General features: G+C 65.0%; 23 protein-coding genes, 1 pseudogene and 1 riboswitch. Of the genes and pseudogenes, 19 read left to right on the top strand and 5 right to left on the bottom strand.

Translation table 11 applies throughout. From position 1 onward, the window contains the following. The first annotated feature begins 141 nt into the window (after window positions 1-141). Window positions 142-857, top strand: a pseudogene (locus tag EAV90_RS30270) (L,D-transpeptidase). A gap of 112 nt (window positions 858-969) precedes the next feature. After that, entirely contained in the window at window positions 970-1,389 is a 420-nt protein-coding gene (locus EAV90_RS30265; RefSeq protein WP_122406503.1) for a c-type cytochrome, read from the top strand. Between the two features lie 135 nt (window positions 1,390-1,524). On the opposite strand, the gene EAV90_RS30260 is transcribed toward EAV90_RS30265, so the two are convergent. Together EAV90_RS30260 and EAV90_RS30255 are read right to left on the bottom strand one after the other, a co-directional pair. Further along, window positions 1,525-1,848, bottom strand: coding sequence for a hypothetical protein (locus EAV90_RS30260; protein ID WP_245509657.1), 324 nt, complete (start codon window positions 1,846-1,848; stop codon window positions 1,525-1,527). Continuing rightward, complete coding sequence (locus tag EAV90_RS30255; protein ID WP_129145551.1) at window positions 1,841-2,635, bottom strand: DUF899 domain-containing protein; 795 nt, start codon at window positions 2,633-2,635, stop codon at window positions 1,841-1,843. The genes EAV90_RS30260 and EAV90_RS30255 overlap by 8 nt, the downstream gene beginning before the upstream one ends. 150 nt (window positions 2,636-2,785) lie before the next feature. Here EAV90_RS30255 and EAV90_RS30250 point away from each other — a divergent pair, with 150 nt between their 5' ends. From EAV90_RS30250 to EAV90_RS30215, 8 genes are all read left to right on the top strand, one after another. Next, entirely contained in the window at window positions 2,786-4,006 is a 1,221-nt protein-coding gene (locus EAV90_RS30250; RefSeq protein ID WP_129145550.1) for an HTH domain-containing protein, read from the top strand. A 30-nt stretch (window positions 4,007-4,036) separates the two neighbouring features. Further along, entirely contained in the window at window positions 4,037-4,675 is a 639-nt protein-coding gene (locus EAV90_RS30245; RefSeq protein WP_164937171.1) for a Vgb family protein, read from the top strand. A 140-nt stretch (window positions 4,676-4,815) separates the two neighbouring features. Beyond that, on the top strand, window positions 4,816-6,387 hold the full coding sequence (locus EAV90_RS30240) for a DUF4403 family protein (protein WP_122401938.1): 1,572 nt from the start codon (window positions 4,816-4,818) through the stop codon (window positions 6,385-6,387). A 311-nt stretch (window positions 6,388-6,698) separates the two neighbouring features. Next, window positions 6,699-7,808 carry an ABC transporter ATP-binding protein gene (locus tag EAV90_RS30235; RefSeq protein ID WP_122401937.1) on the top strand — a complete coding sequence of 370 codons (1,110 nt, stop codon included), beginning with the start codon at window positions 6,699-6,701 and terminating at the stop codon, window positions 7,806-7,808. A gap of 65 nt (window positions 7,809-7,873) precedes the next feature. After that, a complete protein-coding gene (locus tag EAV90_RS30230) occupies window positions 7,874-8,923 on the top strand; it encodes an ABC transporter substrate-binding protein (RefSeq protein ID WP_129145548.1) in 1,050 nt (349 codons plus the stop codon). A 282-nt stretch (window positions 8,924-9,205) separates the two neighbouring features. Continuing rightward, window positions 9,206-10,456, top strand: coding sequence for an ABC transporter permease (locus tag EAV90_RS30225; protein ID WP_129145547.1), 1,251 nt, complete (start codon window positions 9,206-9,208; stop codon window positions 10,454-10,456). Next, a complete protein-coding gene (locus tag EAV90_RS30220; RefSeq protein WP_162500166.1) occupies window positions 10,453-11,280 on the top strand; it encodes an ABC transporter permease in 828 nt (275 codons plus the stop codon). The genes EAV90_RS30225 and EAV90_RS30220 overlap by 4 nt, the downstream gene beginning before the upstream one ends. 388 nt (window positions 11,281-11,668) lie before the next feature. Then, complete coding sequence (locus tag EAV90_RS30215) at window positions 11,669-12,880, top strand: ABC transporter substrate-binding protein (protein WP_129145546.1); 1,212 nt, start codon at window positions 11,669-11,671, stop codon at window positions 12,878-12,880. 162 nt (window positions 12,881-13,042) lie between these two features. Here EAV90_RS30215 and EAV90_RS30210 read toward each other — a convergent pair whose 3' ends face one another. Both EAV90_RS30210 and EAV90_RS30205 read right to left on the bottom strand, forming a co-directional pair. Next, the gene (locus EAV90_RS30210; protein WP_122401933.1) at window positions 13,043-13,564 is read right to left on the bottom strand and encodes a PRC-barrel domain-containing protein; all 522 of its coding nucleotides are present in this window, start codon (window positions 13,562-13,564) and stop codon (window positions 13,043-13,045) included. A gap of 466 nt (window positions 13,565-14,030) precedes the next feature. Next, on the bottom strand, window positions 14,031-14,231 hold the full coding sequence (locus tag EAV90_RS30205) for a hypothetical protein (RefSeq protein WP_122401932.1): 201 nt from the start codon (window positions 14,229-14,231) through the stop codon (window positions 14,031-14,033). A gap of 230 nt (window positions 14,232-14,461) precedes the next feature. On the opposite strand from EAV90_RS30205, the gene EAV90_RS30200 reads away from it, so the two are divergent. The 6 genes from EAV90_RS30200 (at window position 14,462) to thiC (ending at window position 20,164) form a co-directional block, all read left to right on the top strand. After that, window positions 14,462-14,995, top strand: a complete 534-nt coding sequence (locus EAV90_RS30200) for a lytic transglycosylase domain-containing protein (RefSeq protein ID WP_122401931.1) — start codon at window positions 14,462-14,464, stop codon at window positions 14,993-14,995. A 188-nt stretch (window positions 14,996-15,183) separates the two neighbouring features. Then, window positions 15,184-15,325: riboswitch (TPP riboswitch) on the top strand. Then, the gene (locus EAV90_RS30195; RefSeq protein ID WP_129145545.1) at window positions 15,313-16,323 is read left to right on the top strand and encodes an FAD-dependent oxidoreductase; all 1,011 of its coding nucleotides are present in this window, start codon (window positions 15,313-15,315) and stop codon (window positions 16,321-16,323) included. (Overlaps the previous riboswitch by 13 nt.) After that, entirely contained in the window at window positions 16,314-16,511 is a 198-nt protein-coding gene (gene thiS / locus EAV90_RS30190; protein WP_122401929.1) for a sulfur carrier protein ThiS, read from the top strand. Before EAV90_RS30195 ends, thiS begins: the two co-directional genes overlap by 10 nt. A gap of 175 nt (window positions 16,512-16,686) precedes the next feature. Continuing rightward, window positions 16,687-17,469: a thiazole synthase gene (locus tag EAV90_RS30185; RefSeq protein ID WP_129145544.1), complete on the top strand. Its 783-nt coding sequence runs from the start codon at window positions 16,687-16,689 to the stop codon at window positions 17,467-17,469. Further along, complete coding sequence (locus EAV90_RS30180; protein WP_122401927.1) at window positions 17,456-18,100, top strand: thiamine phosphate synthase; 645 nt, start codon at window positions 17,456-17,458, stop codon at window positions 18,098-18,100. Before EAV90_RS30185 ends, EAV90_RS30180 begins: the two co-directional genes overlap by 14 nt. 165 nt (window positions 18,101-18,265) lie before the next feature. Then, window positions 18,266-20,164 carry a phosphomethylpyrimidine synthase ThiC gene (thiC, locus tag EAV90_RS30170; RefSeq protein WP_129145542.1) on the top strand — a complete coding sequence of 633 codons (1,899 nt, stop codon included), beginning with the start codon at window positions 18,266-18,268 and terminating at the stop codon, window positions 20,162-20,164. A 100-nt stretch (window positions 20,165-20,264) separates the two neighbouring features. Here the strand turns inward: thiC and EAV90_RS30165 are convergent, their stop codons facing one another. After that, window positions 20,265-20,834: a DUF4262 domain-containing protein gene (locus EAV90_RS30165; protein WP_129145541.1), complete on the bottom strand. Its 570-nt coding sequence runs from the start codon at window positions 20,832-20,834 to the stop codon at window positions 20,265-20,267. 29 nt (window positions 20,835-20,863) lie between these two features. Here EAV90_RS30165 and EAV90_RS30160 point away from each other — a divergent pair, with 29 nt between their 5' ends. The 3 genes from EAV90_RS30160 (at window position 20,864) to EAV90_RS30150 (ending at window position 23,289) form a co-directional block, all read left to right on the top strand. Then, on the top strand, window positions 20,864-21,376 hold the full coding sequence (locus EAV90_RS30160) for a mismatch-specific DNA-glycosylase (protein WP_129145540.1): 513 nt from the start codon (window positions 20,864-20,866) through the stop codon (window positions 21,374-21,376). Between the two features lie 351 nt (window positions 21,377-21,727). After that, entirely contained in the window at window positions 21,728-22,375 is a 648-nt protein-coding gene (locus EAV90_RS30155; protein ID WP_164937170.1) for a glutathione S-transferase family protein, read from the top strand. A 221-nt stretch (window positions 22,376-22,596) separates the two neighbouring features. Continuing rightward, window positions 22,597-23,289: a glutathione S-transferase family protein gene (locus EAV90_RS30150; protein WP_129145539.1), complete on the top strand. Its 693-nt coding sequence runs from the start codon at window positions 22,597-22,599 to the stop codon at window positions 23,287-23,289. The last annotated feature ends 188 nt before the right edge of the window (window positions 23,290-23,477 follow it).

The following is a 23,477-nucleotide window of genomic DNA, read 5'->3' as shown; positions in this document are numbered from 1 at the left end:
TGAAACAATCCTTGCCGCCATGAAACCGTTTTCGGTTTTCCGCGCAAATGTCCCGAAACGTTTTGCAGTTAATGATCCACGCAACGGAGCACCGAAACGGTGCCGCGGTGAGCAGAACACCGAGCAAACAGGGGCGATCACATGTTCAATCTGGACACGTTCAAGACGTTTTCGCGCGCCGTTGCATTCGGCGCAGTCGCGGTCTCCGCAATCGCATTCGCTGGTGCAGCCAAGGCCGCGCCGGTGCAGCTCTTCCCCTTCTTCCAGCCGCTGCCGCCAATGGCCGCGCCGCAGCCGATCCAGCCTTATCAGCCCTATCAGGCAGCGCCTTACCAGGCCGCGCCGTCCGAGGATCAGGACACCGTCGAGATGCCGGCCCGCTTCCGCCGCCAGACGGTTTCCTACGCGACGCGCGAGGCGCCGGGCACGATCATCATCGATACGCCCAACACCTATCTCTATTACGTGCTCGGTAACGGCCAGGCGCTGCGCTACGGCATCGGTGTCGGCCGCGACGGCTTCACCTGGTCCGGCATCCAGTCGGTGAGCAAGAAGGCCGAGTGGCCGGATTGGACCCCGCCGCCGGAGATGATCGCCCGCCAGCCCTATCTGCCGCGCCACATGGCCGGCGGCCCGGCAATCCGCTCGGCGCGCGCGCCATGTATCTCGGCAGCACCATCTACCGCATCCACGGCACCAACGCGCCCGAGACCATCGGCAAGCACGTCTCCTCCGGCTGCATCCGCATGACCAACGACGACGTCACCGACCTCTATTCCCGCGTCAACGTGGGCACCAAGGTGATCGTGCTGCCGATGACCGAGCGGCGCGCGGATCTCGGCACCGCGACGCGCTAAAGCGACCGGACATTGTGACGCAAACGGCCCCGGAACCCACCGGGGCCGTTTTCGTTTGCCCTCGAGATCCCGACGCGCGCTCGCTGCGGTGCGGTCTCCGACGGAGGCGCAGATGCAATCACGCCAGCAACCATCGTCAGGCACGCGGCTGCGCTCGATTGCAGGCGCGGGCGCATTGACGCTGCTCCTGTCGGCACCCTCCTCGCTGGCGCAGCAGCCGGCGAGCGATGACAGCGGCCAGCAGGCCTTCAACAATTCCTGCCGCACCTGCCACTCCGTGAAGGAAGGCGACAACCGCCTCGGTCCCAACCTCAACAAGATCGTCGGACGCAAGGCCGGCTCGCTGCCGAACTACAATTACTCCTCGTCGATGAAGGAAGCCGGATTCGTCTGGGATCAGGACAAGCTGACCCGCTTCATGGTCAAGCCGGACGAGGTCGTCTCCGGCAACAAGATGCAGCCCTATGGCGGCATCTCGGTGGATGAAGCGGGCAAGATCGTTGCGTATCTGCAGGCGGCGGGAGCGCAATAGCGGCGCAGGCGCCGCGTGTTGGGGCTTGCATCGAAAATCGCGGCGCATCCTTCGAGACGCCCGCCGGCGGCGGCCCTCAGGATGAGGGTTGAGTGTGCGGCTGCATTTTCGCCGCCGGGCCGCTGCCAGTCAGCCTCATCCTGAGGAGCGCGCTCTTGCGCGCGTCTCGAAGGATGGGGCGTTCACACCGGCGGAAGTCGACCGGTTCGAGATCAACCTCAGCCACGCCGCCGAATGAAACGCGCTCATCAAGAGATACATCGGCACCATCCCGCCGAGCAGCGATCCCTGCCCGGCGCCGCACAGCATGTTTGCCGCTCCGTCGCCGAGCACGGCCGTCAGCAGCGCCATGACCGCGAAGGTGGGCGTGGCCGCAAGGCCAAGCCATCTGGCGAGGTGGCGCGCGGGCACCATGCCATAGCGACGGGCGGGCGCGGTTGGGCTCAGCGGACTAGTCACGACCTTCCGCGGCCTCCTTGCGAAACGCCTTCTCGCCGGCGTCCGAGATCTCGATCCACTTCTGATCGGGCGCCGCTCCCTCCGTGTAGCTGTCGTGCCAGTTCCACCATTTGTAGGTCGGCGTCTGCGGATAGCCTGCCGGCGAATCCTCCCACACCTCCTGGCGGCCGAGCGGGGTGATGTCGAGATAGTTCCAGGTGCCGCCCATCTGCTCGTCGCCGCGGCTCTTGACGAAATAGGTGCGGAAGATGCGCGTTCCGTCGCGGTAGAACACGTTGGTGCCGTGCCATTCGCCGACGCCGAAATCGGCGTCGAAACTGTCGGTGATGGTGACCCATGGCATGATCCAGCCCATCCGCTTCTTCAGCCTGATGATGTCGGCCTGCGGCGCGCGCGAGGCGAACACAAGCGTGGTGTCGCGTGCGTTGAGGTGGGCGACATGGGCGACCTGGTCCGCGACCATGGAGCAGCCACGGCAGGCGTGATCGGGCCAGCCGAACACGCCTGGCTCGAAGAAGGCGCGGTAGACGATCAGCTGCCGCCGGCCCTGGAACAGGTCGAGCAGACTGAGCTTGCCGCCGGGGCCCTCGAACGCATAGGTTTTGCTGACTTCCATCCACGGCATGCGCCGGCGCTCGGCGGCCAGGGCGTCGCGGGCACGGGTATGCGCCTTTTCCTTCACGAGCAGTTGCTGGCGGGCGGCCTCCCAATCCTGCGGCGACACCACCGGTGGGGTCTGCATGGCGGTCTGTCCGTTCGTCCCTGCTTTGTCTGCTGAAGTCATCATGGTTCTCCAAACTCCTTGCCTGACGTCTCGTCCGGGCGACCTTCCCGCGTCTCGCGGAACCGATCGTCCCTCGCCGCACATTGTCGGCCGTCAGCGATGTCTGGCACCAAGCGGCTGGGCGGTGGGAGTAACAAGTGTGGCGGGATTGACATGGAGTCGCTGATCACCGCCGCCGCGCGCGCGCTCGAAGCCGGCGATCCGCTCGGTGCCCTGAACCGCGTTGCGCTGCGCAACGATGCGCCGTCGCTGGCGTTGCGCGGCATCGCGATGGCACAGCTCGGCGAGCTCGCCAAAGCCAAGTCGCTGCTGCGCACTGCCGCGCGCGCCTTCGGTCCGCGCGAGGCCGTGGCACGCGCGAGGTGCATCGTCGCCGAAGCCGAGATCGCGCTGGTCTCGCGCGATCTGAGCTGGCCCGTGAAGACGCTCGCGGCGGCGCGCGCGACGCTCGAAAACCACGGCGATCTCGTCAATGCCGCCCATGCAGGCCATGTCGAGGCGCGTCGCTTGCTTCTGGTCGGGCGCCTTGATGAGGCCGAGCGCACGCTGGCCGAAGTCCGCCCTGCGCCGCTCCCGCCTGCCTCCCAGGTCGTCCGCGAGCTCGTGGTCGCCGGCATCGCAATCAGGCGGCTCAGGACGAAAGAGGCACGCGCGGCCCTCGGCCGCGCGGCTCACGCGGCGCGCCTTGCGAGAATCCCGGCGCTCGTGGCCGAGGTCGAGAGCGCGAACATCATACTCGACACGCCGGCAGCGCGCCTGATCGCGCGCGGCAGCGAACACCCGTTGTTGCTTGGAGAAATCGAACGACTGGCGACCTCGACGGCGCTCGTCGTGGACACCTTCCATCATGTGGTGCGCAGGCAAGGCGTCGTGGTGTCGCTGGGAACGCGCCCCGTGCTGTTCGCGCTCGCTCGTCTGCTGGCGCAGGCATGGCCGGCGGATGTCTCGCGAGAGACGTTGATATCAGGCGCGTTTCAAGCCAAGCACGCGGACGAGTCGCACCGCGCGCGATTGCGCGTCGAGATCGGACGGCTCCGCACCCAGCTCAGGCCTTTGGCCGATGTCAGCGCGACCAAGCAGGGCTTTGTGCTGGCGCCGCGGAAGATTCGCGACGTCCTCGTGCTGGCGCGGCCCAATGAGGAGAAGCACGCCGCTGTCCTCGCTTTTCTCGCCGACGGCGAGCCGTGGTCGAGCTCGGCGCTCGCACTTGCGCTTGGGATCAGTCCGCGCACCGTGCAGCGCGCCCTCGAGGAGCTGGCGCGCTCGGGCAAGGTGCAGTCCTTCGGACACGGACGCGCGCGCCGCTGGATGACGCCTCCCGTTCCGGGTTTCCCGACAGGCTTGTTACTCCCCACGCCGCTCCTGAAGACATAAGGTGTGCACCAGTTCACAGGTATCGAGCACATGAAACGTTCAGCCGCCGAGATCGTCACGGAGTATGGACCGTTTCCGGGTGTCGAGGCCGTGCACGGCGTGACCTATGACGGCAAGCATGTCTGGTTCGCATCCGGCGACAAGTTGAACGCTGTCGATCCGGCCAGCGGCAAAATCGTGCGCTCCATCGACGTCGCGGCGCATGCGGGAACGGCGTTCGACGGCCGGCACCTGTTCCAGATCGCCGAAGATCGCATCCAGAAGATCGATGCGGCCTCGGGCAAGGTGCTCGGCACCATCCCGGCGCCCGGCGGCGGCGGCGATTCCGGCCTGGCCTGGGCCGAAGGGTCGCTTTGGGTGGGACAATATCGTGAGCGCAAGATCCATCAGGTCGATCCCGAAACGGGAAAGGTTCTCCGCACCATAGAGAGCAAGCGCTTCGTCACCGGCGTGACCTGGGTCGACGGCGAGCTCTGGCATGGCACCTGGGAGGGCGAGGAGAGCGATTTGCGGCGGATCGACCCTGAAACGGGCAAAGTGATCGAGCAACTCGACCTGCCCGCCGGGGCAATCGTGTCAGGGTTGGAGTCAGATGGCGGCGATCGCTTCTTCTGCGGCGGCGGTGGTAGCGGCAACGTGAGAGCGGTCCGCCGTCCTCGGCGCAGCTAGCCCCCGTCGTGATGACTTGAAGCGGGCGACGGCGCGTTCGCAGCCGTTAACCTGTTCGCCCCAATTCCACCCAACCGGTGCGCTCTAGCGCCCTCCTCGCCCGCCCTGTAAAATCTCCGCCGGGGCGGCTTGGGGGATCGATGCGACTCACGTTGAATTTGAAGACCATCCTGATCGGCGTCGCAGTGCTCGCGGGATCGTTCTTCATCAGCCTGAAGGTGATGGACGTCCTGTCGCCGCGCGCGACGAATTCGGCGCCGCCGGTCGTCGCGCAGCTGCCGCCGCTGCCGCCCGCCTCGAAGAGCTCCATCGTCGTCGCGCCGGTCGCCATCGCGATATCTGCGATCCGCGAGCAGGCCGAGAAGGCCGCGCCGCGCAATTTCGCCGGTAAGGCCGACAACCCGATCTCGCAGATCCTGGAGAACGCCGATATCGGCTGGTCCGCCGCGCGCGGGCCGATGGCAGCGAGCGGCGACAAGGACGTGCTGACGATCTCGACCCCGCTCACCGGAAAGCTCAACGTGACGGGCTCGCTGTCGTCGAAAGCCACAGGCGCGCTTGGCGACGCACTCGGCAGCGTACTCGGCGGTGACGCAGCGAAGCGGATCGGCGCGGTCAACATCAAGAACCTGAACGCCAGCGCCGAGATCAAGGGCAACGTCGTCGTCACCTCGCGCCCGAAGCTCGCCGCTGCCTGGCATCTCGAGCCCAATCTCGGAGCCCAGGTCAATCTCGGCGACACCAACCTCAACGTCGCCGGCGCGAAGGTCAACGTGCCGGCGCAGGTGAAGCCGCTGATCGACAAGAATGTCGGCGAGCAGATCAACGCCGTCTCCGAGCGCATCCGCAACGATCCATCGCTGCGCGAGAACGCGAAGACGCAATGGGTCAAGGCCTGCCGCTCGATCCCGCTGCAAGGCTCGGGTTCATCGGCCGCGCTGCCGCCGCTCTGGCTCGAGATGAAGCCGGTGCGGGCGATCGCGGCGCAGCCGCGCGTCGATGCGCAGGCCGTGACGCTGCTGCTCGGCCTCGAGGCCGAGACGCGCGTCACCTCGACGCAGACCAAGCCGGAGTGTCCGTTCCCCGACAAGATCTCGATCGTGCCGCCGACCGGCACCGGCGTGAACATCGGCGTGCCGATCGACGTGCCCTTCACCGAGATCAACAAGCTGATCGCAGCGCAGATGGTCGGCCACACCTATCCCGAGGACGGCTCCGGCCCGGTCGACGTCACCGTCAAGAGCGCCAACGTCATCCCCTCGGGTGACCGGCTGCTGATCTCGCTCTTGGTGCGCGCCAAGGAGAAGAAGAGCTGGTTCGGCTTCGGTGCCGAGGCGACGGTGCACATCTGGGGCCGGCCGGTGCTCGACCAGGCGCGGCAGACGCTGCGCCTCGCCGACATCCAGCTCGCGGTGGAGTCCGAGGCCGCCTTCGGCCTTCTGGGCGCCGCCGCGCGCGCGGTGGTGCCGCAGATGCAGCAGGCGCTGCTCCAGAAGGCGACCCTCGATCTGAAGCCGATCGCCGCCAACGCGCGCGAGAAGATCGCGGCCGCCATCGCCGACTACCAGAAGAGCGAGGACGGCCTCAAGGTCGAGGCCAGGATTGAAAGCCTCACTCTCGCCGACATCGCGTTCGATTCCAAGACCCTGCGCGTGGTCGCGGAAGCCGGCGGCTCGCTGAATGTGTATGTGACGAAGCTGCCCGGAATGTAGCGCGCCCCCACTCACCGCGAGGCTATCGCACCATCCTACGAGACGCCCGCTTTAGGCGGGCTCCTCAGGATGAGGACGGAGTGCGCGGCTGCAGTCTCAACGAGCCCTGCCGCCGATTTGCCTCATCCCGAGGAGGCGCGTAAGCGCCGTCTCGAAGGACGAGGCGTGCGCGCAGGCCTCCGCGACGAGTCGCATGCGATGCCTTGCCCACTCACCAGGCCTCGCACGCCTCTTCGTCGCTTGCGCCGCTGGCATTCTCGCTGGAGGATGCTAATCTCGCACGGCACGGTAGGGGACAACGCGAGGACAACATGGAAGCCGGCATGGTCACACCCGCGCCGGCGCTGGTGCGCTTTTCCGGCATTCAGAAGACCTATGATGGCGAGCATCTCGTGGTGAAGAACCTCGATCTCGACATCAGGAAGGGCGAGTTCATCACCCTGCTCGGCCCGTCGGGCTCGGGCAAGACCACCACGCTGATGATGCTGGCCGGCTTCGAGGTGCCGACCCATGGCGAGATCTACCTCGCGGACCGCCCGATCAAGAACGTGCCGCCGCACAAGCGCGACATCGGCATGGTGTTCCAGAACTACGCCCTGTTTCCGCACCTGACCATCGCGGAGAACATCGCCTTTCCACTATCCGTTCGCAACACGAGCAAGGCGGACGTGCAGGAGCGCGTCAGCGCGGCGCTGCGCATGATCAAGATGGAAAGCCTGGCGCAGCGGCGGCCCGGGCAGTTGTCCGGTGGCCAGCAACAGCGCGTGGCGCTGGCCCGCGCGCTGGTCTTCAATCCGCAGCTCGTGCTGATGGACGAGCCGCTCGGCGCCCTGGACAAGCGCCTGCGGGAGCAGATGCAGCTGGAGATCAAGCAGCTGCACGAGACGATGGGCATCACCATCGTCTACGTCACCCACGATCAGAGTGAAGCGCTCACGATGTCGGATCGGATCGCCGTGTTCAACGACGGCATCGTGCAGCAGATCGACAGGCCCGACGCGCTGTATGAGCATCCGGTGAACAGCTTCGTCGCTCACTTCATCGGCGAGAACAATGTGCTGGCCGGCACCGTCGAGACGATCGACAAGGAGTTTTGCCGGGTTGTGCTGGCCGGAGGCGGCGCCGTGACCGCGCGGGCTGTCAACATCTCAGGCGCGGGTGCGTCGACCTCGCTGTCAGTGCGGCCGGAGCGGATCGCCATCGTCCCGGACGGCAGCACCAGCGACGGGGTCAATCGCCTGCCGGCAAAAGTCCAGAACACGATCTATCTCGGCGACCACGCGCTGGCCGTACTCGAGGTCGCCGGCAACGGCGAGTTCATGGTCAAGCTTCAACCGGGAGCGCATCACAGCCTCACACAAGGGGAAAGCGTCTTCATCACCTTCCGCCCCGAGGATTGCCTGGCTCTCGACCCCGTCTGATCCAACGCAAAGCGGACATGAAACAATCAATCTCGACGCAACTCACACAAGAAGGAACGAAGACCATGCTGAATCGCAAGATCGCTCTGGGGTTCGCCGCGGCACTGAGCGCCAGTGCTGCGCTGGCGACAGTTGCGCAAGCGCGCGATCTCACCGTCGTATCGTGGGGCGGCGCGTATCAGGATGCTCAGAAGAAAGTCTATTTCGAGCCGTTCAAGAAGGTAACAGGCGTTGCGATGAACGACGAGGCCTGGGACGGCGGCGTCGGCGTATTGCGCGCCAAGGTGCAGGGTGGTGCCGCCACCTGGGACGTCGTCCAGGTCGAAAGCGACGAGCTCGCAGTCGGCTGCGAGGAAGGCCTGTTCGAGAAGCTGGACTATTCCAAGATCGGCGGCGAGGCCGCCTACATCCCGCCGGCGGTCAATCCTTGCGGCGTCGGCGCCATCCTCTACGATTTCGTTCTCGGCTACGACAAGGACAAGCTGAAGGAGGCACCCCAAGGCTGGGCCGACTTCTTCGATACCAAGAAGATTCCCGGCAAGCGCGCCTTGCGCCAGGGCCCGAAGACCACGCTGGAGATCGCCCTCATGGCCGACGGCGTCGCACCAAAGGACGTCTACAAGGTGCTGGCGACCGACGAAGGCGTCGATCGCGCCTTCAAGAAGCTGGATACCATCAAGGGCGACATCGTGTGGTGGAAGGCCGGCGCCCAGCCGCCGCAATTGCTCGCCTCCGGGGAGGTGGCGATGACCTCGGTCTATAATGGCCGCATCGACACCGCGAACAAGAACGAGAAGAAAAACTTCGGCATGGTGTGGGACGGCGCGCTGTTCACCCTCGACAGCTGGGTGATCCTGAAGGGCAGCCCGAACAAGGACGCGGCCTACAAATTCCTGGACTTCGTCGGCAAGGCGGAGAACCAGTCCAAGCTCTCGGAGAACATCGCCTATGGCACTTCGAACAAGGACGCCGCCGGCCGGCTCGCGCCCGCCGTCCTGAAGGACCTGCCGACAGCGCCTGACAACATCAAGAACGCGGTCGAGATCAACGTTGGCTTCTGGCTCGAGAACATCGACCGCCTGACCGAGCGCTTCAACAAATGGGCAGCGAAGTAGGTCCCGACAGCACCGGCGTGCGGCGCAGGCGGAGGGAAAAACGTGGCGGATAGCTCGCCCGCGGTGCATCCTTCGAGACGCCCGCCCATGGCGGGCCCTCAGGATGAGGTCTGAGTCTGTGGCAGCGACTTTACAGACACCGATGTCGAGGAGCCTCATCCTGAGGAGGCCGCCAAGCGGTCGTCTCGAAGGACGAGGCGCGCGCTCAGACCGGCCCGAAATGCCATATGCGATTGCCCGCCCGGAAATGGCGGGGGACGTCCGGTCAAAGAGGTTCGCGCCATGACAGCGGCGTCCCTGACCGAGACCGAAGTGCCGCTCAAGCGCCAGTTGAGGCGAGCGGAGCGGGCACGCCAAGTCAAGGCATTGGCGCTGGTCCTGCCGCTTCTTGTCTTCCTGCTCTTCACCTTCGCAGGCCCCATCGCCGGCATGCTCTGGCGCGCGGTCGATGACCGCGAGGTGCGCCAGGTTCTGCCGCAAACCATAGCTGTTCTCGCGGACTGGGACGGCAAGGACCTCCCCAACGAAAAGGCCTATGCCGCGCTGGCAAGCGACATCATGGCGGCGCGTGGTGCCGGCAGCATCGCCATCGCGGCCAAGCGGCTGAACTACGCACTCAACGGCTTCCGCACGATCCTGACCAGCACGGCGCGCAATCTGAAGGCGGCTCCGGAGCCGGGCACGGCCAAGGAGACGTTGGGCAAGATCAACCCGGCCTGGCGCGAACGCGCCACCTGGGCGACGATCAAGGACGCCGGTGGTCCCATCACCGGATTCTACCTTCTCGCCGCGCTCGACCTGACGCGGAACGCGGACGGCGCGATCGTCGCAGCCCCGAAGGATCAGGCCATCTACCGCGAGGTTTTCGCCCGCACCTTCCTCATCAGCCTCGGTGTCACGGCACTCTGCCTGATCCTCGGCTTCCCGGTCGCCTACTTGCTGGCGACGCTGCCGCCGGTCCGGTCGAACCTCTTGATGATCTTCGTCCTGCTGCCGTTCTGGACGTCTCTGCTGGTCCGCACCTGCGCCTGGATCGTGCTGTTGCAGAGCAAGGGAATCGTGAACGACAGCCTGCACTGGCTTGGCATCATCGACGAACCGTTGCGCCTGATCTACAATCGCTTCGGCGTCTGCGTGGCCATGACCCACGTTCTCCTGCCGTTCATGATCCTGCCGCTGTACAGCAGCATGAAGGCGATCTCGCCTGCATACATGCGTGCCGCCGCCTCGCTCGGCGCGCCTCCCCTCACCGCCTTTCTGCGGATTTACCTGCCTCAGACCTTGCCCGGCATCGGCGCGGGAAGTCTGCTCGTCTTCATCCTCGCGCTCGGCTATTACATCACGCCGGCCCTGGTCGGCGGCGCCGCAGACCAGATGATCAGCTACTTCATCGCACTCTACACCACCGAGACGGCCAATTGGGGCCTTGCTTCGGCATTGGGGGCGGTGCTGCTCTTGGCCACCGTTCTGCTCGCTCTCGTCTACGGCAAGCTGGTACAGGGACAGCAGGTCACGGGAGGCATGAAGAATTGAGCGACAATTCCTCCCTCCGCACGCCCAGCCAGCGCATCGCGTGGACCGCGACCATCGTCGTCTCGACGCTGGTGTTCATCTTCCTGATCGCGCCCATCCTTGCGATCATGCCGCTGTCCTTCAGCTCGGGCTCGTACCTGACCTATCCGTTACCGGGCCTGTCCTTGCGTTGGTACGACGACTTCATCACTTCGCCGCGCTGGATGCATTCGTTGAAGAACAGCATGATCATCGGCGTCGCCTCGACGGCGCTGTCGATGGTGCTTGGCACGCTGGCCGCGCTGGGGCTGGCGCAGTGGAAGAGCCGGTTCAAGCCGCTCGTACTGGCTTTCGTGCTGTCGCCGGTGGTCGTGCCCGGGGTCATCACCGCGGTGGGCCTGTATTTCTTCTTCGCGCCGATCGGACTGACCGGCAGTTATCTCGGCCTGATCCTGGCCCACACCGCGCTGGCGACGCCGTTCGTGGTGATCACGGTCGGTGCGACGCTGCAAAGCTTCGACACCAATCTGTCCCGCGCCGCCGCCTCGCTCGGTGCTTCGCCAATCTACGCGTTCCGCCGCGTGATCCTGCCGCTGATCCTGCCTGGCCTCGCTTCAGGCGCGCTGTTCGCCTTCGCGACCAGCTTCGACGAGGTGGTGATCGTGCTGTTCATGGCAGGTCCCGAGCAGCGCACCCTGCCGCGCGAGATGTTCAGCGGCATCCGCGAGAACATCAGCCCGACCATCACGGCAGCGGCGGTGATCTTGACGACGGTCTCGGTCATCCTCCTCGCCACCCTGGAAGGCTTGCGCCGGCGTAACGAACGGCTCAAGGGCGGCGGCTGAAAGGCGGCGCTCCTCCTTCTCCCCGCGCGCGGAATGGCAATCACATATGGCATTCTGCGCAACCTAAGCGCGCGGCTCGTCCTTGACGACCGCTCCGCGGTCTCCTCAGGGATGAGGCTAAGCGGCATCGGTGCTTGTTGAAACGACTGCCGCACACTCGGTCCTCATCCTCAGGGCCCGCCAACGGCGGGCGTCTCGAAGGATGCCACAGGGGGACTCTCTCCCATATGCGGTTATCCTGCCGCAGGCGGGGAGAGGCGAAGGGAACACCCCGCCCCTTCTGATTTTGCATTCCGCTATGACGCGCGCCGCTTAGCTGCCGCGACCGATTGCCGCTACAACCGTCCCCGCAACAACGCTCCAACAACAACACACAGGGAGAAACACGATGCAAAAGCTATTCGCCGCCGTCGCGGCCGGCCTCGCGCTCGCCGCGACTTCCGGCGCCGCGCACGCCCAGATCTCCGACGACGTCGTCAAGATCGGCGTGCTCACGGACATGTCGAGCCTCTATGCGGACGCGACCGGCAAGGGCTCGCTCGCCGCGGTCGAAATGGCGGTCGCCGATTACGGCGCCAAGGTCGCGGGCAAACCGGTGCAGGTGGTCGCTGCCGATCACCAGAACAAGCCCGACGTCGGCGTCAACATTGCCCGCAACTGGTACGACAACGACAAGGTCGACGCGATCTTCGACGTGCCGACGTCATCGGTAGCGCTGCCGGTCTCGGCGCTGACGCGCGAGAAGAACAGGATCCACATCAATTCCGGCGGTGGCTCGTCCGACATCACCGGCACCGCCTGCTCACCCAATACCGTGCACTGGACCTACGACACCTATGCGCTGTCGAACGTCGCCGGCAAGGCAATGGTCAAGCGCGGCGAGGACACCTGGTTCTTCGTCACCGCCGACTACGCCTTCGGCATGGCGCTGGAGCGCGACGCCGCCAACGTGGTCAAGGAGAGTGGCGGCAAGGTGCTCGGCGACGTCCGCCATCCGCTCAACTCGTCGGACTTCTCCTCATTCCTGCTGCAGGCCCAGGCCTCCAAGGCCAAGGTCGTCGCGCTGGCGAATGCCGGCGGCGATACCACCAATGCCCTAAAGCAGGCTTCCGAATTCGGTCTGACCCAGGGCGGCCAGAAGATGATCGCGCTCTTGCAGGAGATCACCGACACGCATTCGCTAGGCATCAAGTCGACGCAAGGCCTGATCGTCACCGACGCCTTCTACTGGGACATGAACGAGGAGACGCGCGCGTTCTCGAAGCGCTTCAACGAGAAGGTCGGGCACATGCCGACCATGATCCAGGCCGGCCTTTATTCGGCAACGATGCACTATTTGAAGGCGATCGACGCGATCAAGACTGACGCGGCGCCGAAGGTGATGGAGCAAATGCGCGCGACTCCGGTCAACGACTTCTTTGCGAAGAACGGCAAGATCCGCATCGACGGCCGCATGGTCCACGACATGTATTTGTTCGAGGTCAAAAAGCCCGAGGAATCCAAGGGCGAGTGGGACCTCTACAAGCTGATCGCCACCGTGCCCGGCGACGAGGCCTTCCGCCCGCTCGACAAGGGCGGCTGCCCGCTGGTGACGCATTAGCCTCCGCAACTTCCGTCATTGCGAACGAAGCGAAGCAATCCAGAATCCCTCCGCGGCGACAGTCTGGATTTGCTTCGTCGCAAGAACTCCTCGCAATGACGAAGACACGACAGCGCGCCCGGTGGAAACCAGGCGCGCTTCGTTCAGCCGACTAGAAGTCCATTACTCCGAGTACTTGAACTCGGGCATGTTCTTCAGCTCGTCCTTGCTCGCATTGAACACGGCGTGGTCGGGGTACCACTTCGACGCGGACGTCGTGGTCGTCGCGGTCTTGTCGGTTCCGGTCGCTGCGCCGGTCGTCGTGGTCGAGGCCGGCCGGCCGGGCGGGTTGGTGGCGGCCGTGCCGGTGTAGGCGACGGGCTCGTTGACGAACTTCAGTTTCTCGTAAGGCACCGCAACGAGGTGCTCGCCCATGCCGAGGAAGCCGCCGACGCCGATCACGGCCATCTTGACGTTACCGCTCTTGTCCATCAAGAGGTCGTTGATCGAGCCGATGTTCTCGTTGGCCTCGTTATAGACCTTCACGCCCGACATTTTCGACACGCGCCACTGGTCGGACGCGCTCGTCGTCGTGGCGGTGGCCGCCGGTGCCGCCTTGTCGGTGGTCGCGGTCGGCGCTTGCGCGAACGCAGCGGTCGCCAGCAGTGCTGTGCCGGCAAGGCCGGCAACGATCGATTTCATCATGTTGTCCTCTCCTTCAACGAAAACCTTGTGTGGAGAGAACAGCGCTGATCACGCGCAGTTCCGTGCGCACCGCAATTTCGTTGCGCAATGCGCGAGCGGAGAATTCACGAGACTTGTTCCTGCGTCACTCAGGAACATTTTGCGACGCACGGTTCCCCGCCGATTGATCATGCGCCCTGGGTGAAGCATGACCGCGGCGAGGACCGCGCCGACCTGGAAGCTGTCGCTGCACGACCGCAAGCTGCACGGCTTGATCGTGCGCATGCAATTGCCGGTCTGTCGGGAGCCGCGGCTGGCGGCTGAGGCACTTCTTTTTTCACCTCTCCCAAGCGGGGAGACGTCGATTTGCGTAGCAAATCGGGTGAGGGGGTGCAGATCCCACGAGAGAACGCACCCCCTCACCCGGCGCTACGCGCCGACCTCTCCCCATGGGAGAGGTGACGAGATCGCGATGTGTGGCAAAGCCTCAGGCGGCGAGCGGCGGATGCTCGATCGCGTGCTCATCGAAGATCGCGACCGCCTCGAAGCGGTAGCCGCAGGCCTGGCACTTCCAGAGATAGGAAACGCGCCCCTCGCCCGGCTCGATCCAGTCCGGGAACGGGATCGGTGTGCCACATTGTGCACAAGGGTTCTGCCTGGGAATGTCGTCGATGTCTGCTGGGGTCATGGACGTCCTCCCGAGTGCTGGTTTGGATCAGCGATTTTGGGCGAATGCGCCAATGGACAGACCCGCTGTCGCGTAAGGGCGCGCCGCCAGCTCCAAGCTTAACCCAGGTTTAAGTCGTAAAAGCGACGAGCCGGCGAAAATCGCCGCGGGTGACGTTTCGCCACATCATCGCCGTGTTCCCACTGCCTAACGCGCGAGGGTGCAGGTCCGTTCTGCCGAGGAATATTTCGATGAAAATTTTGCGTATTGCCGTGCTTGCAGCGGCAGGGCTGATGATGCCGCAGGCTGCATTCGCCGGCGAAGCCGAATACGCCGAGATGGTTGCAGCCCATGCCCGCGCCAACGGCGTGCCGGAGGCGCTGGTGCATCGTGTCATCATGCGCGAAAGCCGCTATCAGCCGCACCTCGTCGGCCGTGGCGGCACCATCGGGCTGATGCAGATCAAGCTCGCGACCGCCCGCGGGGTCGGCTACACCGGCGATGCCGCCGGCCTGCGCGATCCCAACACCAACCTCACTTATGCGGTCAAGTACCTCGCCGGCGCCTATCGCGCCGCCAACGGCGACCACGCCCGAGCCGTGCGTTATTTCGCGGGCGGCTATTACTACGCTGCAAAGCGCCAGCGCCAGGAGGCGATGCAGGTCGCCAATGCGGGCGAGACCTTGCTCGAGCCGAACGGCAATCCGCAGCCGATGTTCGGCACGCCGCCGCATCGCAAGCTGGCACAGGGCGTCCGTAACGCGCGGGCGCAGGCGCCGAAGTAACTTCCGTGTCCCGGACGCGCTGCAACGTGTAGCGTTGCTGCGCAGAGCCGGGACCCAGCATCTCCACGAAGATGGGCCCCCGCTCAGCAGCGCACCACGCCGCAAAAGGCGCGTGCGTCCGGGGCACGGCTGCAGTGCAGTTCCGTGCCAACACGCGTTGACCACTCCGCCCCACTGGCATACATTGACGCCGTTCCGAGGGGTGCTCCGAGGAGGAGCTGAGATACCGCTAAATGGGCAATTCGGCCAACACCGGCTGCTCAAGACCGCGGTGACCCTTTGAACCTGATCCGGGTCATGCCGGCGAAGGGACAGGGATGTACCAGACCACCAAGCGGCCGGATTCACCGGTATCCATCATCGGCGCAGGCATTGCGGGCGCCTGGCACGCCCTGCTGTTCGCACAGGCCGGTCACGCCGTCACCTTGCACGAGCGCGGTGACGAGGCGATGACGGACTCGACCAGCCATTGGGCCGGCGGCATGCTCGCGCCCTATTGCGAGGCCGAGGTCGCAGAACCCATCATCAGCCGATTGGGGCTTCGCTCCCTGGACATCTGGCGGCGCGAGCTGCCCGACACGCCTTTCAACGGCTCGCTCGTGGTCGCCCATCCGCGCGAGCGCAACGATTTCGAGCGCTTTGCGCGCATGACCGAGGATCACCGCCGGCTCGATGCCGCGGGCCTTGCCGAGCTCGAGCCGTCGCTGGAGGGCCGCTTCCGCGACGCGCTGTTCTTCCCCGCCGAGGGCCATGTCGAGCCGCGGCGCGTGCTGCCGAAGCTGCACGAGCGCATCCGCGCCGCCGGCGGCACCATCAAGTTTTGCAGCGACGTCAGCGCAAACGACCTCGACGGCATCGTGATCGACTGCCGCGGGATCAGTGCGCGCGACGAGCAGAGCGAGCTTCGCGGCGTCAAGGGCGAGATGATCCTGATCGAGACCCGTGAGGTGCAGCTGGCGCGCCCGGTGCGGCTGATCCATCCGCGCTGGCCGCTCTACGTGATCCCGCGCGAGAACGGCCTGTTCATGCTGGGCGCGACCTCGATCGAGGCGGAGGACACCGGCGTCAGCGTGCGCTCGGCGCTGGAGCTTTTGGGCGCGGCCTATACGGTGCATCCGGCCTTCGGCGAGGCGCGCATCGTCGAATTCGGCTCAGGGCTTCGGCCTGCTTTTCCCGACAACCTGCCGCGCATCGGCATTCGCGACAGCAGGATCAGCGTCAACGGGCTCTACCGCCACGGCTTCCTGCTCGCGCCGGCCCTCGCCGAGCTGACGCTCGCCTATGTCCATCGCGGCCAGATCGACAACGAGGTGATGCAGTGCTTGTGATCGTCAACGGCGAGCAGCGCGAGGTGAGCGCGGCCAGCGTCGGCGCGTTGCTCACCGAGCTCGACTACGAAGGCACCCATTTCGCCATCGCACTCAACTACGACGTCGTGCCGAAAAGCCGCTGGGCCGAGACCGCGCTGAAGGCCGGCGACGAGATCGAGATCATCACGCCGCGGCAGGGAGGGTGAGGATGGTGGCTGTCCATTCGTCGCCCCGGCGCGCACCAAACACTCCGCTGTCATCGCCCGGCTTGACCGCGCGATCCAGTACGCCGCGGCTTCTCCGCATTGCGGCACGGCCTCGGGAATACTGGACCCCGGCTTTCGCGGGGATGACACCGTCATTCAAGGAGACACCTTCAACATGGTGACTTTCTACGGCAAGACCTTCCCTTCCCGCCTCCTGATCGGCAGCGCGCTCTATCCCTCGCCGGCGATCATGCAAAGCGCGATCCGCGCCTCCGGCGCCAACATCGTCACGGTGTCGCTGCGGCGCGAATCCGGCGGCGGCAAGACCGGCGATGCGTTCTGGAAGCTGATCCGCGAGCTCGGCGTCACCGTGCTGCCGAACACCGCCGGCTGCCGCACCGTGCGCGAGGCGGTGACGACGGCCAAGCTCGCCCGCGAGCTGTTCGGCACCAGCTGGATCAAGCTGGAGGTCATCGCCGACAACGACACGCTGCAGCCCGATGTCGTCGGCCTGGTCGAAGCAGCAGGCCTCCTGATCAAGGACGGTTTTGAAGTCTTCCCCTATTGCACCGAAGACCTCTCGGTCGCCAATCGCCTGGTCGACGCCGGCTGCAAGGTGGTGATGCCCTGGGCCGCGCCGATCGGCAGCGCGAAAGGCATCACCAACCGCGATGCGCTGAAGCTGTTGCGCGAGCGGCTGCCCGACATCACGCTAGTGGTCGACGCCGGCTTAGGGGCGCCTAGTCACGCCGCGCAGGCGCTCGAGCTCGGCTATGACGCCGTGCTGCTCAACACCGCCATCGCCAAGGCCGCCGATCCCGTCGCGATGGCGAATGCCTTCCGCCTCGGCTGCGATGCCGGCCGCACCGCCTATGAGGCCGGGCTGATGAACGCCCGCGACTTCGCCTCCCCCTCCACCCCTGTCGTTGGGACCCCGTTCTGGCATGCCGTATCCTGATCGCCACGCGTATCCTGATCGCCACGCGTATCCTGATCGCTTTTATCCCGTCGTCGACAGCCTCAAATGGGTCGAGCGCCTGACCAAGCTCGGCGTCGGCACCATCCAGCTGCGCGCCAAGGAGCTGAACGACGCCGACGCGCTGCAGATCGTCACTGACGCGCTGGCGATCACCGAGGGCACGCAAGCCAAGCTGGTGGTGAACGACTACTGGCGCGCCGCGATCGTCGCCGGCGCGAAGTACTTGCATCTTGGCCAGGAGGACCTCGCCGAGGCCGACCTCAAGGCCATCCGCGAGGCGGGCCTCAATCTCGGCATCTCCACCCATGACGACGAGGAGCTTGCGACCGCGCTCGCGGCAAAACCCGACTACGTCGCGCTCGGCCCGATCTTCTTCACCACCTTGAAGTCGATGCGTTTCGAGCCGCAGGGCATTCCCAAGATCACGGAATGGAAAAAGCGCATCGGCACCATCCCGCTGGTTGCGATCGGCGGCATCAAGTTCGAGCACGCCGCGGAGATCTTTGCGGCGGGGGCGGATTCCATCGCCGTCGTCAGCGACGTCACCCAGAATGCCGACCCCGATGCGCGCGTGCGGCAGTGGCTCGGCCTGTCAAAGGAGGCGGCATGACCGAAACTCTCTCCGCTCGTCATTGCGAGCGAAGCGAAGCAATCCAGAATCCCTCCGCGGAGACAGTCTGGATTGCTTCGTCGCAAGAGCTCCTCGCAATGACGGAGCAAGAATTCACCGCCGTCGCTCAAACGCACGCACACCAGAATTAAACCGGAGGATCCCATGAACATCCGCTCCAACCCCGAGAAGACCGTCCCCGCCGTTACTACCGGCCCGCTGCCCTCCTCGCGCAAGATCTTCGCGACACCGGACGCCGCGCCCGATCTGCGCGTGCCCTTGCGCGAGATCATCCTCTCCGAAGGCGCCGGCGAGCCCAACCTGCCGGTGTACGACACCTCGGGCCCCTACACCGATCCTGATGTAACCATCGACGTCAACGCCGGCCTGCCTCGCAACCGCAAGCAATGGGTGCTGGAGCGCGGCGGCGTCGAGGAATATGAGGGCCGCCAGATCAAGCCGGAGGACAATGGCAGCGTCTCCACCGACAAGGCCGCCCGCGCCTTCTCGGCCTATCACAAGCCGCTGCGCGGCCTCGACGGCCACAAGGTGACCCAGCTCGAATTCGCCCGCGCCGGCATCATCACCAAGGAGATGATCTACGTCGCCGAGCGTGAGAACCTCGGCCGCAAGGCCCAGCTCGAACGCGCGGAAGCGGCGCTTGCCGACGGCGAAAGCTTCGGCGCATCGGTGCCCGCCTTCATCACTCCGGAGTTCGTGCGCTCGGAGATCGCGCGCGGCCGCGCCATCATCCCCTCCAACATCAACCACAGCGAGCTCGAGCCGATGATCATCGGCCGCAACTTCCTGACCAAGATCAATGCCAATATCGGCAACTCGGCGGTGACCTCGTCGGTCGAGGAAGAGGTCGAGAAGATGGTGTGGGCGATCCGCTGGGGTGCCGACACCGTGATGGACCTCTCGACGGGGCGCAACATCCACACCACGCGTGAGTGGATCCTGCGCAACTCGCCGGTGCCGATCGGCACCGTGCCGATCTACCAGGCGCTGGAGAAGTGCAACGGCGATCCGGTCAAGCTGACCTGGGAGCTCTACAAGGACACCTTGATCGAGCAGTGCGAGCAGGGCGTCGACTATTTCACCATCCACGCCGGCGTGCGCCTGCAATACATCCACCTCACCGCCAATCGCGTCACCGGCATCGTCAGCCGCGGCGGCTCGATCATGGCGAAGTGGTGCCTGGCGCATCACAAGGAAAGCTTCCTCTACACCCATTTCGACGAGATCTGCGACCTCATGCGCAAGTATGACGTCTCGTTCTCGCTCGGCGACGGCCTCCGCCCGGGCTCGATTGCCGACGCCAACGACCGCGCGCAGTTTGCCGAGCTGGAGACGCTCGGCGAGCTCACCAAGATTGCGTGGGACAAGGGCTGCCAGGTCATGATCGAGGGCCCCGGCCACGTGCCGATGCACAAGATCAAGATCAACATGGACAAGCAGCTCAAGGAGTGCGGCGAGGCGCCGTTCTACACGCTCGGACCGCTGACCACCGACATCGCGCCGGGCTACGACCACATCACCTCAGGCATTGGCGCTGCCATGATCGGCTGGTTCGGCTGTGCCATGCTCTGCTACGTCACGCCGAAGGAGCATCTCGGCCTGCCCGATCGCAACGACGTCAAGACCGGCGTCATCACCTACAAGATCGCCGCCCACGCCGCCGACCTCGCCAAGGGCCATCCCGCCGCGCAGCTGCGCGACGACGCCCTCTCCCGCGCGCGATTCGAATTCCGCTGGACCGACCAGTTCAACCTCGGCCTCGATCCGGACACCGCAAAAAGCTTCCACGACGAGACTCTGCCGAAGGAAGCCCACAAGGTCGCCCATTTCTGCTCGATGTGCGGCCCAAAGTTCTGCTCGATGAAGATCACCCAGGACGTCCGGGACTACGCCGCGACGCTGAACGATCCGAACAGCGTGGGGATGTCGATGCAGGGCACCGCCGAGGACGGCATGGCGAAGATGAGCGCGAAGTTCAAGGAGATGGGCGAGAGCCTGTATCTGGATGCGGAGAAGGTGAAGGAGAGTAATCGGGTGTTGTGAGGGGCTGGTGCTCAGCTCGTCATGCCCGGGCTTGACCCGGGCATCCATCTGAAAATTGAGAGGCCGGGCAAAAAGCCCGGCTTTTTTGCGAGGCATCCCTTCAAGAAACCATTTTCTTCAACAGCGGCTGATCCTTTTTGACAGTGGGTGAGCATTCCTTTTCCCAGGGGAAACGCCTATTGGCGTCTTGCCAAATGACTTGGAGACACGGGAACGCGAACCGCGACTTCTGGTAAAACCAGATCGCCGTGCCAAGATATTCGCGATAGACACCGAGCGGCACCTGCCAGAAGCCGAGCTTGTAGCCGTTCTCCAGCATGTCGTCGGCGACATCGCCATCGACGAATTGATGCCCTGCTGCAACGCGGTCGCGGATAAGGTTGATGATGGCCTGCGCCGTTTCGGCTCTCTGTCCGAAAATGATGAGTTCGGGATGCCCATAGTTCAGATGCAGACCGATCGAAAATGAAAACGATGGATTCGCATCTGGTATGCCCGTGATATGGCAGCCGTGATTGCGGACGTTACGCAAGATTATCTTGTCGGCTTCGTGCTCGGGCTCGGGCCATTCGAACTGATCTTGCATTTTCTCCTCAGATGAAACAAGCGTAGCCCGGATGAGCGTAGCGACATTCGGGGTCTTTGTCGCCTCGCATTCGCTGACGCTCATGCGGGCTACAACTCCACGGATAACTGATTTTGTCCGATAGCAAGCTCCACCGCCTCCCCGACCAGCTCCGTCCCAACCTCCACCTCGTCTTCGTCGGCACCGCCGCCTCGACGCGATCGGCCGAGCTCGGGCACTATTACGCCCATCCCGGCAACCGCTTCTGGCGCGCGATCCATGAGGCCGGGATCACGCCGCGGCGCTATCAGCCAGGCGAGTTCGCGTCGCTGATCGAGCTCGGGATCGGCTTCACCGATCTCTGCAAGACGGGCGCCGGGATGGATCACCAGATCGCGGCGAAGGCGATCGACGTGCCGGGCTTCAGGGCGAAGATCGAGACGTACCGGCCGCGAACGATTGCGTTCACGAGCAAGAAGGCGGCGAGCTTGTTTTACGGCAGACCGTCGGCTGCGATTGTGCTGGGGCGGCAGCCGCCCGATGCAAGCTGGCCGGAGACATTCGTGCTGCCCTCGCCGTCGGGTGCAGCATCCGGGCATTGGACGCTGGAGCCGTGGCGTGAGTTAGCCAAGTGGATCGCTGCGTAAGGTGGGCAAAGGCGCTCTTGCGCCGTGCCCACGATCTTTCCGTGGGTCCCGCAAGACGTGGGCACGGCGCGCGAAGAGCGCGCCTTTGCCCACCCTACGGCGCTGCCGGATTGCATCAGCTCTCGTGTCCCGGGCAAGCGCAGCGCAGACCCGGGACCCAGAACTTCCGCTGCTGATCATGGGCCCCGGCTCTGCAGCGCATCACGCCGCACTGGACGATGCTTCGCATCGCCAGGGGCGCGCTGCACTGCGTCCGGGGCACGCCACCGCCGATATTTCGCACGTAGTCTGTCGGAAGCCGCATCCGTCGTTCGTCCTCCGAACCAAAGCACGATCCCCCGGAGTCCCCCCATGCCCACCATCACCGCCTTCGAAAACTCCCCCGACCGCGGCAAGGGCCACGCCCGCGACATGCGCGTCCGTTGGGCATTCGAAGAGGTCGGCCAGCCCTACGACGTTCGCCTCCTCTCGTTCGCGGCGATGAAGCAGCCGGCGCATCTTGCGCTGCATCCGTTCGGGCAAATCCCGACCTATGAGGATGGCGATCTCACGCTGTTCGAGTCCGGGGCAATCGTCCTCCACATCGCCGAGCGCCAAGATGGCTTGCTGCCGAAGGATGCCAACGCGCGCGCTCGCGCGATCGCGTGGATGTTCGCCGCGCTTGCCACGGTGGAGCCGCCGATCGTCGAGCTCACCATGGCCATGCTGTTCGAGCGCGACAAGGGCTGGTACGCCGAGCGCCTGCCGATGTTGCACGACCGCGTCCGTGTCCGGCTCGGCGAATTGTCCCGCCACATCAGTGAGGCCGATTGGCTCGACGGCGCCTTCAGCGCCGGCGATCTCATGATGGTGACCGTGTTGCGGCGATTGAACACGTCGGGCCTGCTCGACGAATTCCCTGATATCGCCGCCTATGTCGCCCGCGGCGAGGCGCGGCCGGCGTTCAGGCGCGCGTTCGATGCGCAGCTGGCGGTGTTCAACGCGGCGTCGCGTCCGTAATTCGTAGGGTGGGTTAGACGCGCGGCTGCGTGAAGCGCAGGCCGTGCGGCGTAACCCACCACTTCTGTCGCCGTGGATGGAGAAGTGGTGGGTTACGCCTTGCGCCTTCGCGTGTTGAACCACCGCGCGCGTGAGCGGCTAACCCACCCTACGAACGCGGCACCCATTGCGTCCGCCGCCACACCCCTGCATGCTGGTCCCCACCCCAGAGGAGCCCGCCCATGCTGACCCTCTACTCCTACCCAGACCTCTTCGGTGTCGCCGACAACAACGGCTACGGCCTCAAGGTTTACGCCTTCCTCAAGCTTGCGGGCGTGCCGTTCGTGCATGAGCACGTGTTCGATGCCTCCGCCGCGCCGCGCGGGCAGCTGCCTTACGTCGTTGACGACGGTGAGACCATCGGCGACAGCGAGACCATCATCGCGCATGCGACCGCGAAATATCGCCTGACGATCGATGCCGGCCTGTCGCAGGCCGCACGCCGCACCAACCATTTCGTCACGCGCATGCTGGACGATCTCTACTGGGTGATGTCCTATTCGCGCTGGAAGGACGAGCGCTTCTATCCGGCGTTCCGCGACGCCTTCATCGCGCAGCATCCGCAGATCGATGCTGCCGGCTTCGAGAAGGCCAAGGCCTACAACGCGCAGCGCTATCACTTCCAGGGCATCGGCCGCTACACGCCCGAGCAGGCCTATGCGCGGGGGCTCGCCGACTTGCAGGTGCTGGCGGAGATCGTCCCAGTGCAAGGCTTCGTGCACGGCGCGGCGCCGACGAGCGTTGATGCCGGCATCTACGGCTTCATCGCCAACATCTATTTCTTCCCGATCCCGACGCCGCTGAAGGCCTTCGTCGATGCGCGTGAGAATCTCGTTCGGCATTGCGATCGGATTCATGCGATGGTGAGTGCGTAGTCCACGCTCTCGTAGCAACCATTAGATTCGCCCGATCGCTGAGGGTAGCATGACGCCGTGCTTGCGGCCGTCAAGGCGTGGCCTGGCGGCAGCGGAGATGGAGTTGAGGCCAGGGCGACGGCCAGCCTTTGACGGCCGCGGCGCGCGGCGTCTTTGTGACGGCAGGTCGGGACGAAGAAACGGTGCTT

It is taken from the genome of Bradyrhizobium vignae, from assembly GCF_004114425.1.
GTDB classification, from domain to species: domain Bacteria; phylum Pseudomonadota; class Alphaproteobacteria; order Rhizobiales; family Xanthobacteraceae; genus Bradyrhizobium; species Bradyrhizobium vignae.
This window is presented reverse-complemented; position numbering and strand designations above follow the sequence as displayed.

Excerpts from the sequence above, each read along its gene's own strand:
- EAV90_RS30235 (WP_122401937.1), top strand. The coding sequence starts at position 6,699 with ATGGAAGCCGGCATGGTCACACCCGCGCCGGCGCTGGTGCGCTTTTCC.
- EAV90_RS30185 (WP_129145544.1), top strand. The coding sequence starts at position 16,687 with ATGGTGACTTTCTACGGCAAGACCTTCCCTTCCCGCCTCCTGATCGGC.
- EAV90_RS30150 (WP_129145539.1), top strand. The coding sequence starts at position 22,597 with ATGCTGACCCTCTACTCCTACCCAGACCTCTTCGGTGTCGCCGACAAC.
- EAV90_RS30230 (WP_129145548.1), top strand. The coding sequence starts at position 7,874 with ATGCTGAATCGCAAGATCGCTCTGGGGTTCGCCGCGGCACTGAGCGCC.
- thiC (WP_129145542.1), top strand. The coding sequence starts at position 18,266 with ATGAACATCCGCTCCAACCCCGAGAAGACCGTCCCCGCCGTTACTACC.
- EAV90_RS30255 (WP_129145551.1), bottom strand. The coding sequence starts at position 2,635 with ATGATGACTTCAGCAGACAAAGCAGGGACGAACGGACAGACCGCCATG.
- EAV90_RS30225 (WP_129145547.1), top strand. The coding sequence starts at position 9,206 with ATGACAGCGGCGTCCCTGACCGAGACCGAAGTGCCGCTCAAGCGCCAG.
- EAV90_RS30265 (WP_122406503.1), top strand. The coding sequence starts at position 970 with ATGCAATCACGCCAGCAACCATCGTCAGGCACGCGGCTGCGCTCGATT.
- EAV90_RS30210 (WP_122401933.1), bottom strand. The coding sequence starts at position 13,564 with ATGATGAAATCGATCGTTGCCGGCCTTGCCGGCACAGCACTGCTGGCG.
- EAV90_RS30155 (WP_164937170.1), top strand. The coding sequence starts at position 21,728 with ATGCCCACCATCACCGCCTTCGAAAACTCCCCCGACCGCGGCAAGGGC.
- EAV90_RS30195 (WP_129145545.1), top strand. The coding sequence starts at position 15,313 with ATGTACCAGACCACCAAGCGGCCGGATTCACCGGTATCCATCATCGGC.
- EAV90_RS30180 (WP_122401927.1), top strand. The coding sequence starts at position 17,456 with ATGCCGTATCCTGATCGCCACGCGTATCCTGATCGCCACGCGTATCCT.
- EAV90_RS30240 (WP_122401938.1), top strand. The coding sequence starts at position 4,816 with ATGCGACTCACGTTGAATTTGAAGACCATCCTGATCGGCGTCGCAGTG.
- EAV90_RS30200 (WP_122401931.1), top strand. The coding sequence starts at position 14,462 with ATGAAAATTTTGCGTATTGCCGTGCTTGCAGCGGCAGGGCTGATGATG.
- EAV90_RS30205 (WP_122401932.1), bottom strand. The coding sequence starts at position 14,231 with ATGACCCCAGCAGACATCGACGACATTCCCAGGCAGAACCCTTGTGCA.
- EAV90_RS30165 (WP_129145541.1), bottom strand. The coding sequence starts at position 20,834 with ATGAGCGTCAGCGAATGCGAGGCGACAAAGACCCCGAATGTCGCTACG.
- EAV90_RS30215 (WP_129145546.1), top strand. The coding sequence starts at position 11,669 with ATGCAAAAGCTATTCGCCGCCGTCGCGGCCGGCCTCGCGCTCGCCGCG.
- EAV90_RS30245 (WP_164937171.1), top strand. The coding sequence starts at position 4,037 with ATGAAACGTTCAGCCGCCGAGATCGTCACGGAGTATGGACCGTTTCCG.
- EAV90_RS30250 (WP_129145550.1), top strand. The coding sequence starts at position 2,786 with ATGGAGTCGCTGATCACCGCCGCCGCGCGCGCGCTCGAAGCCGGCGAT.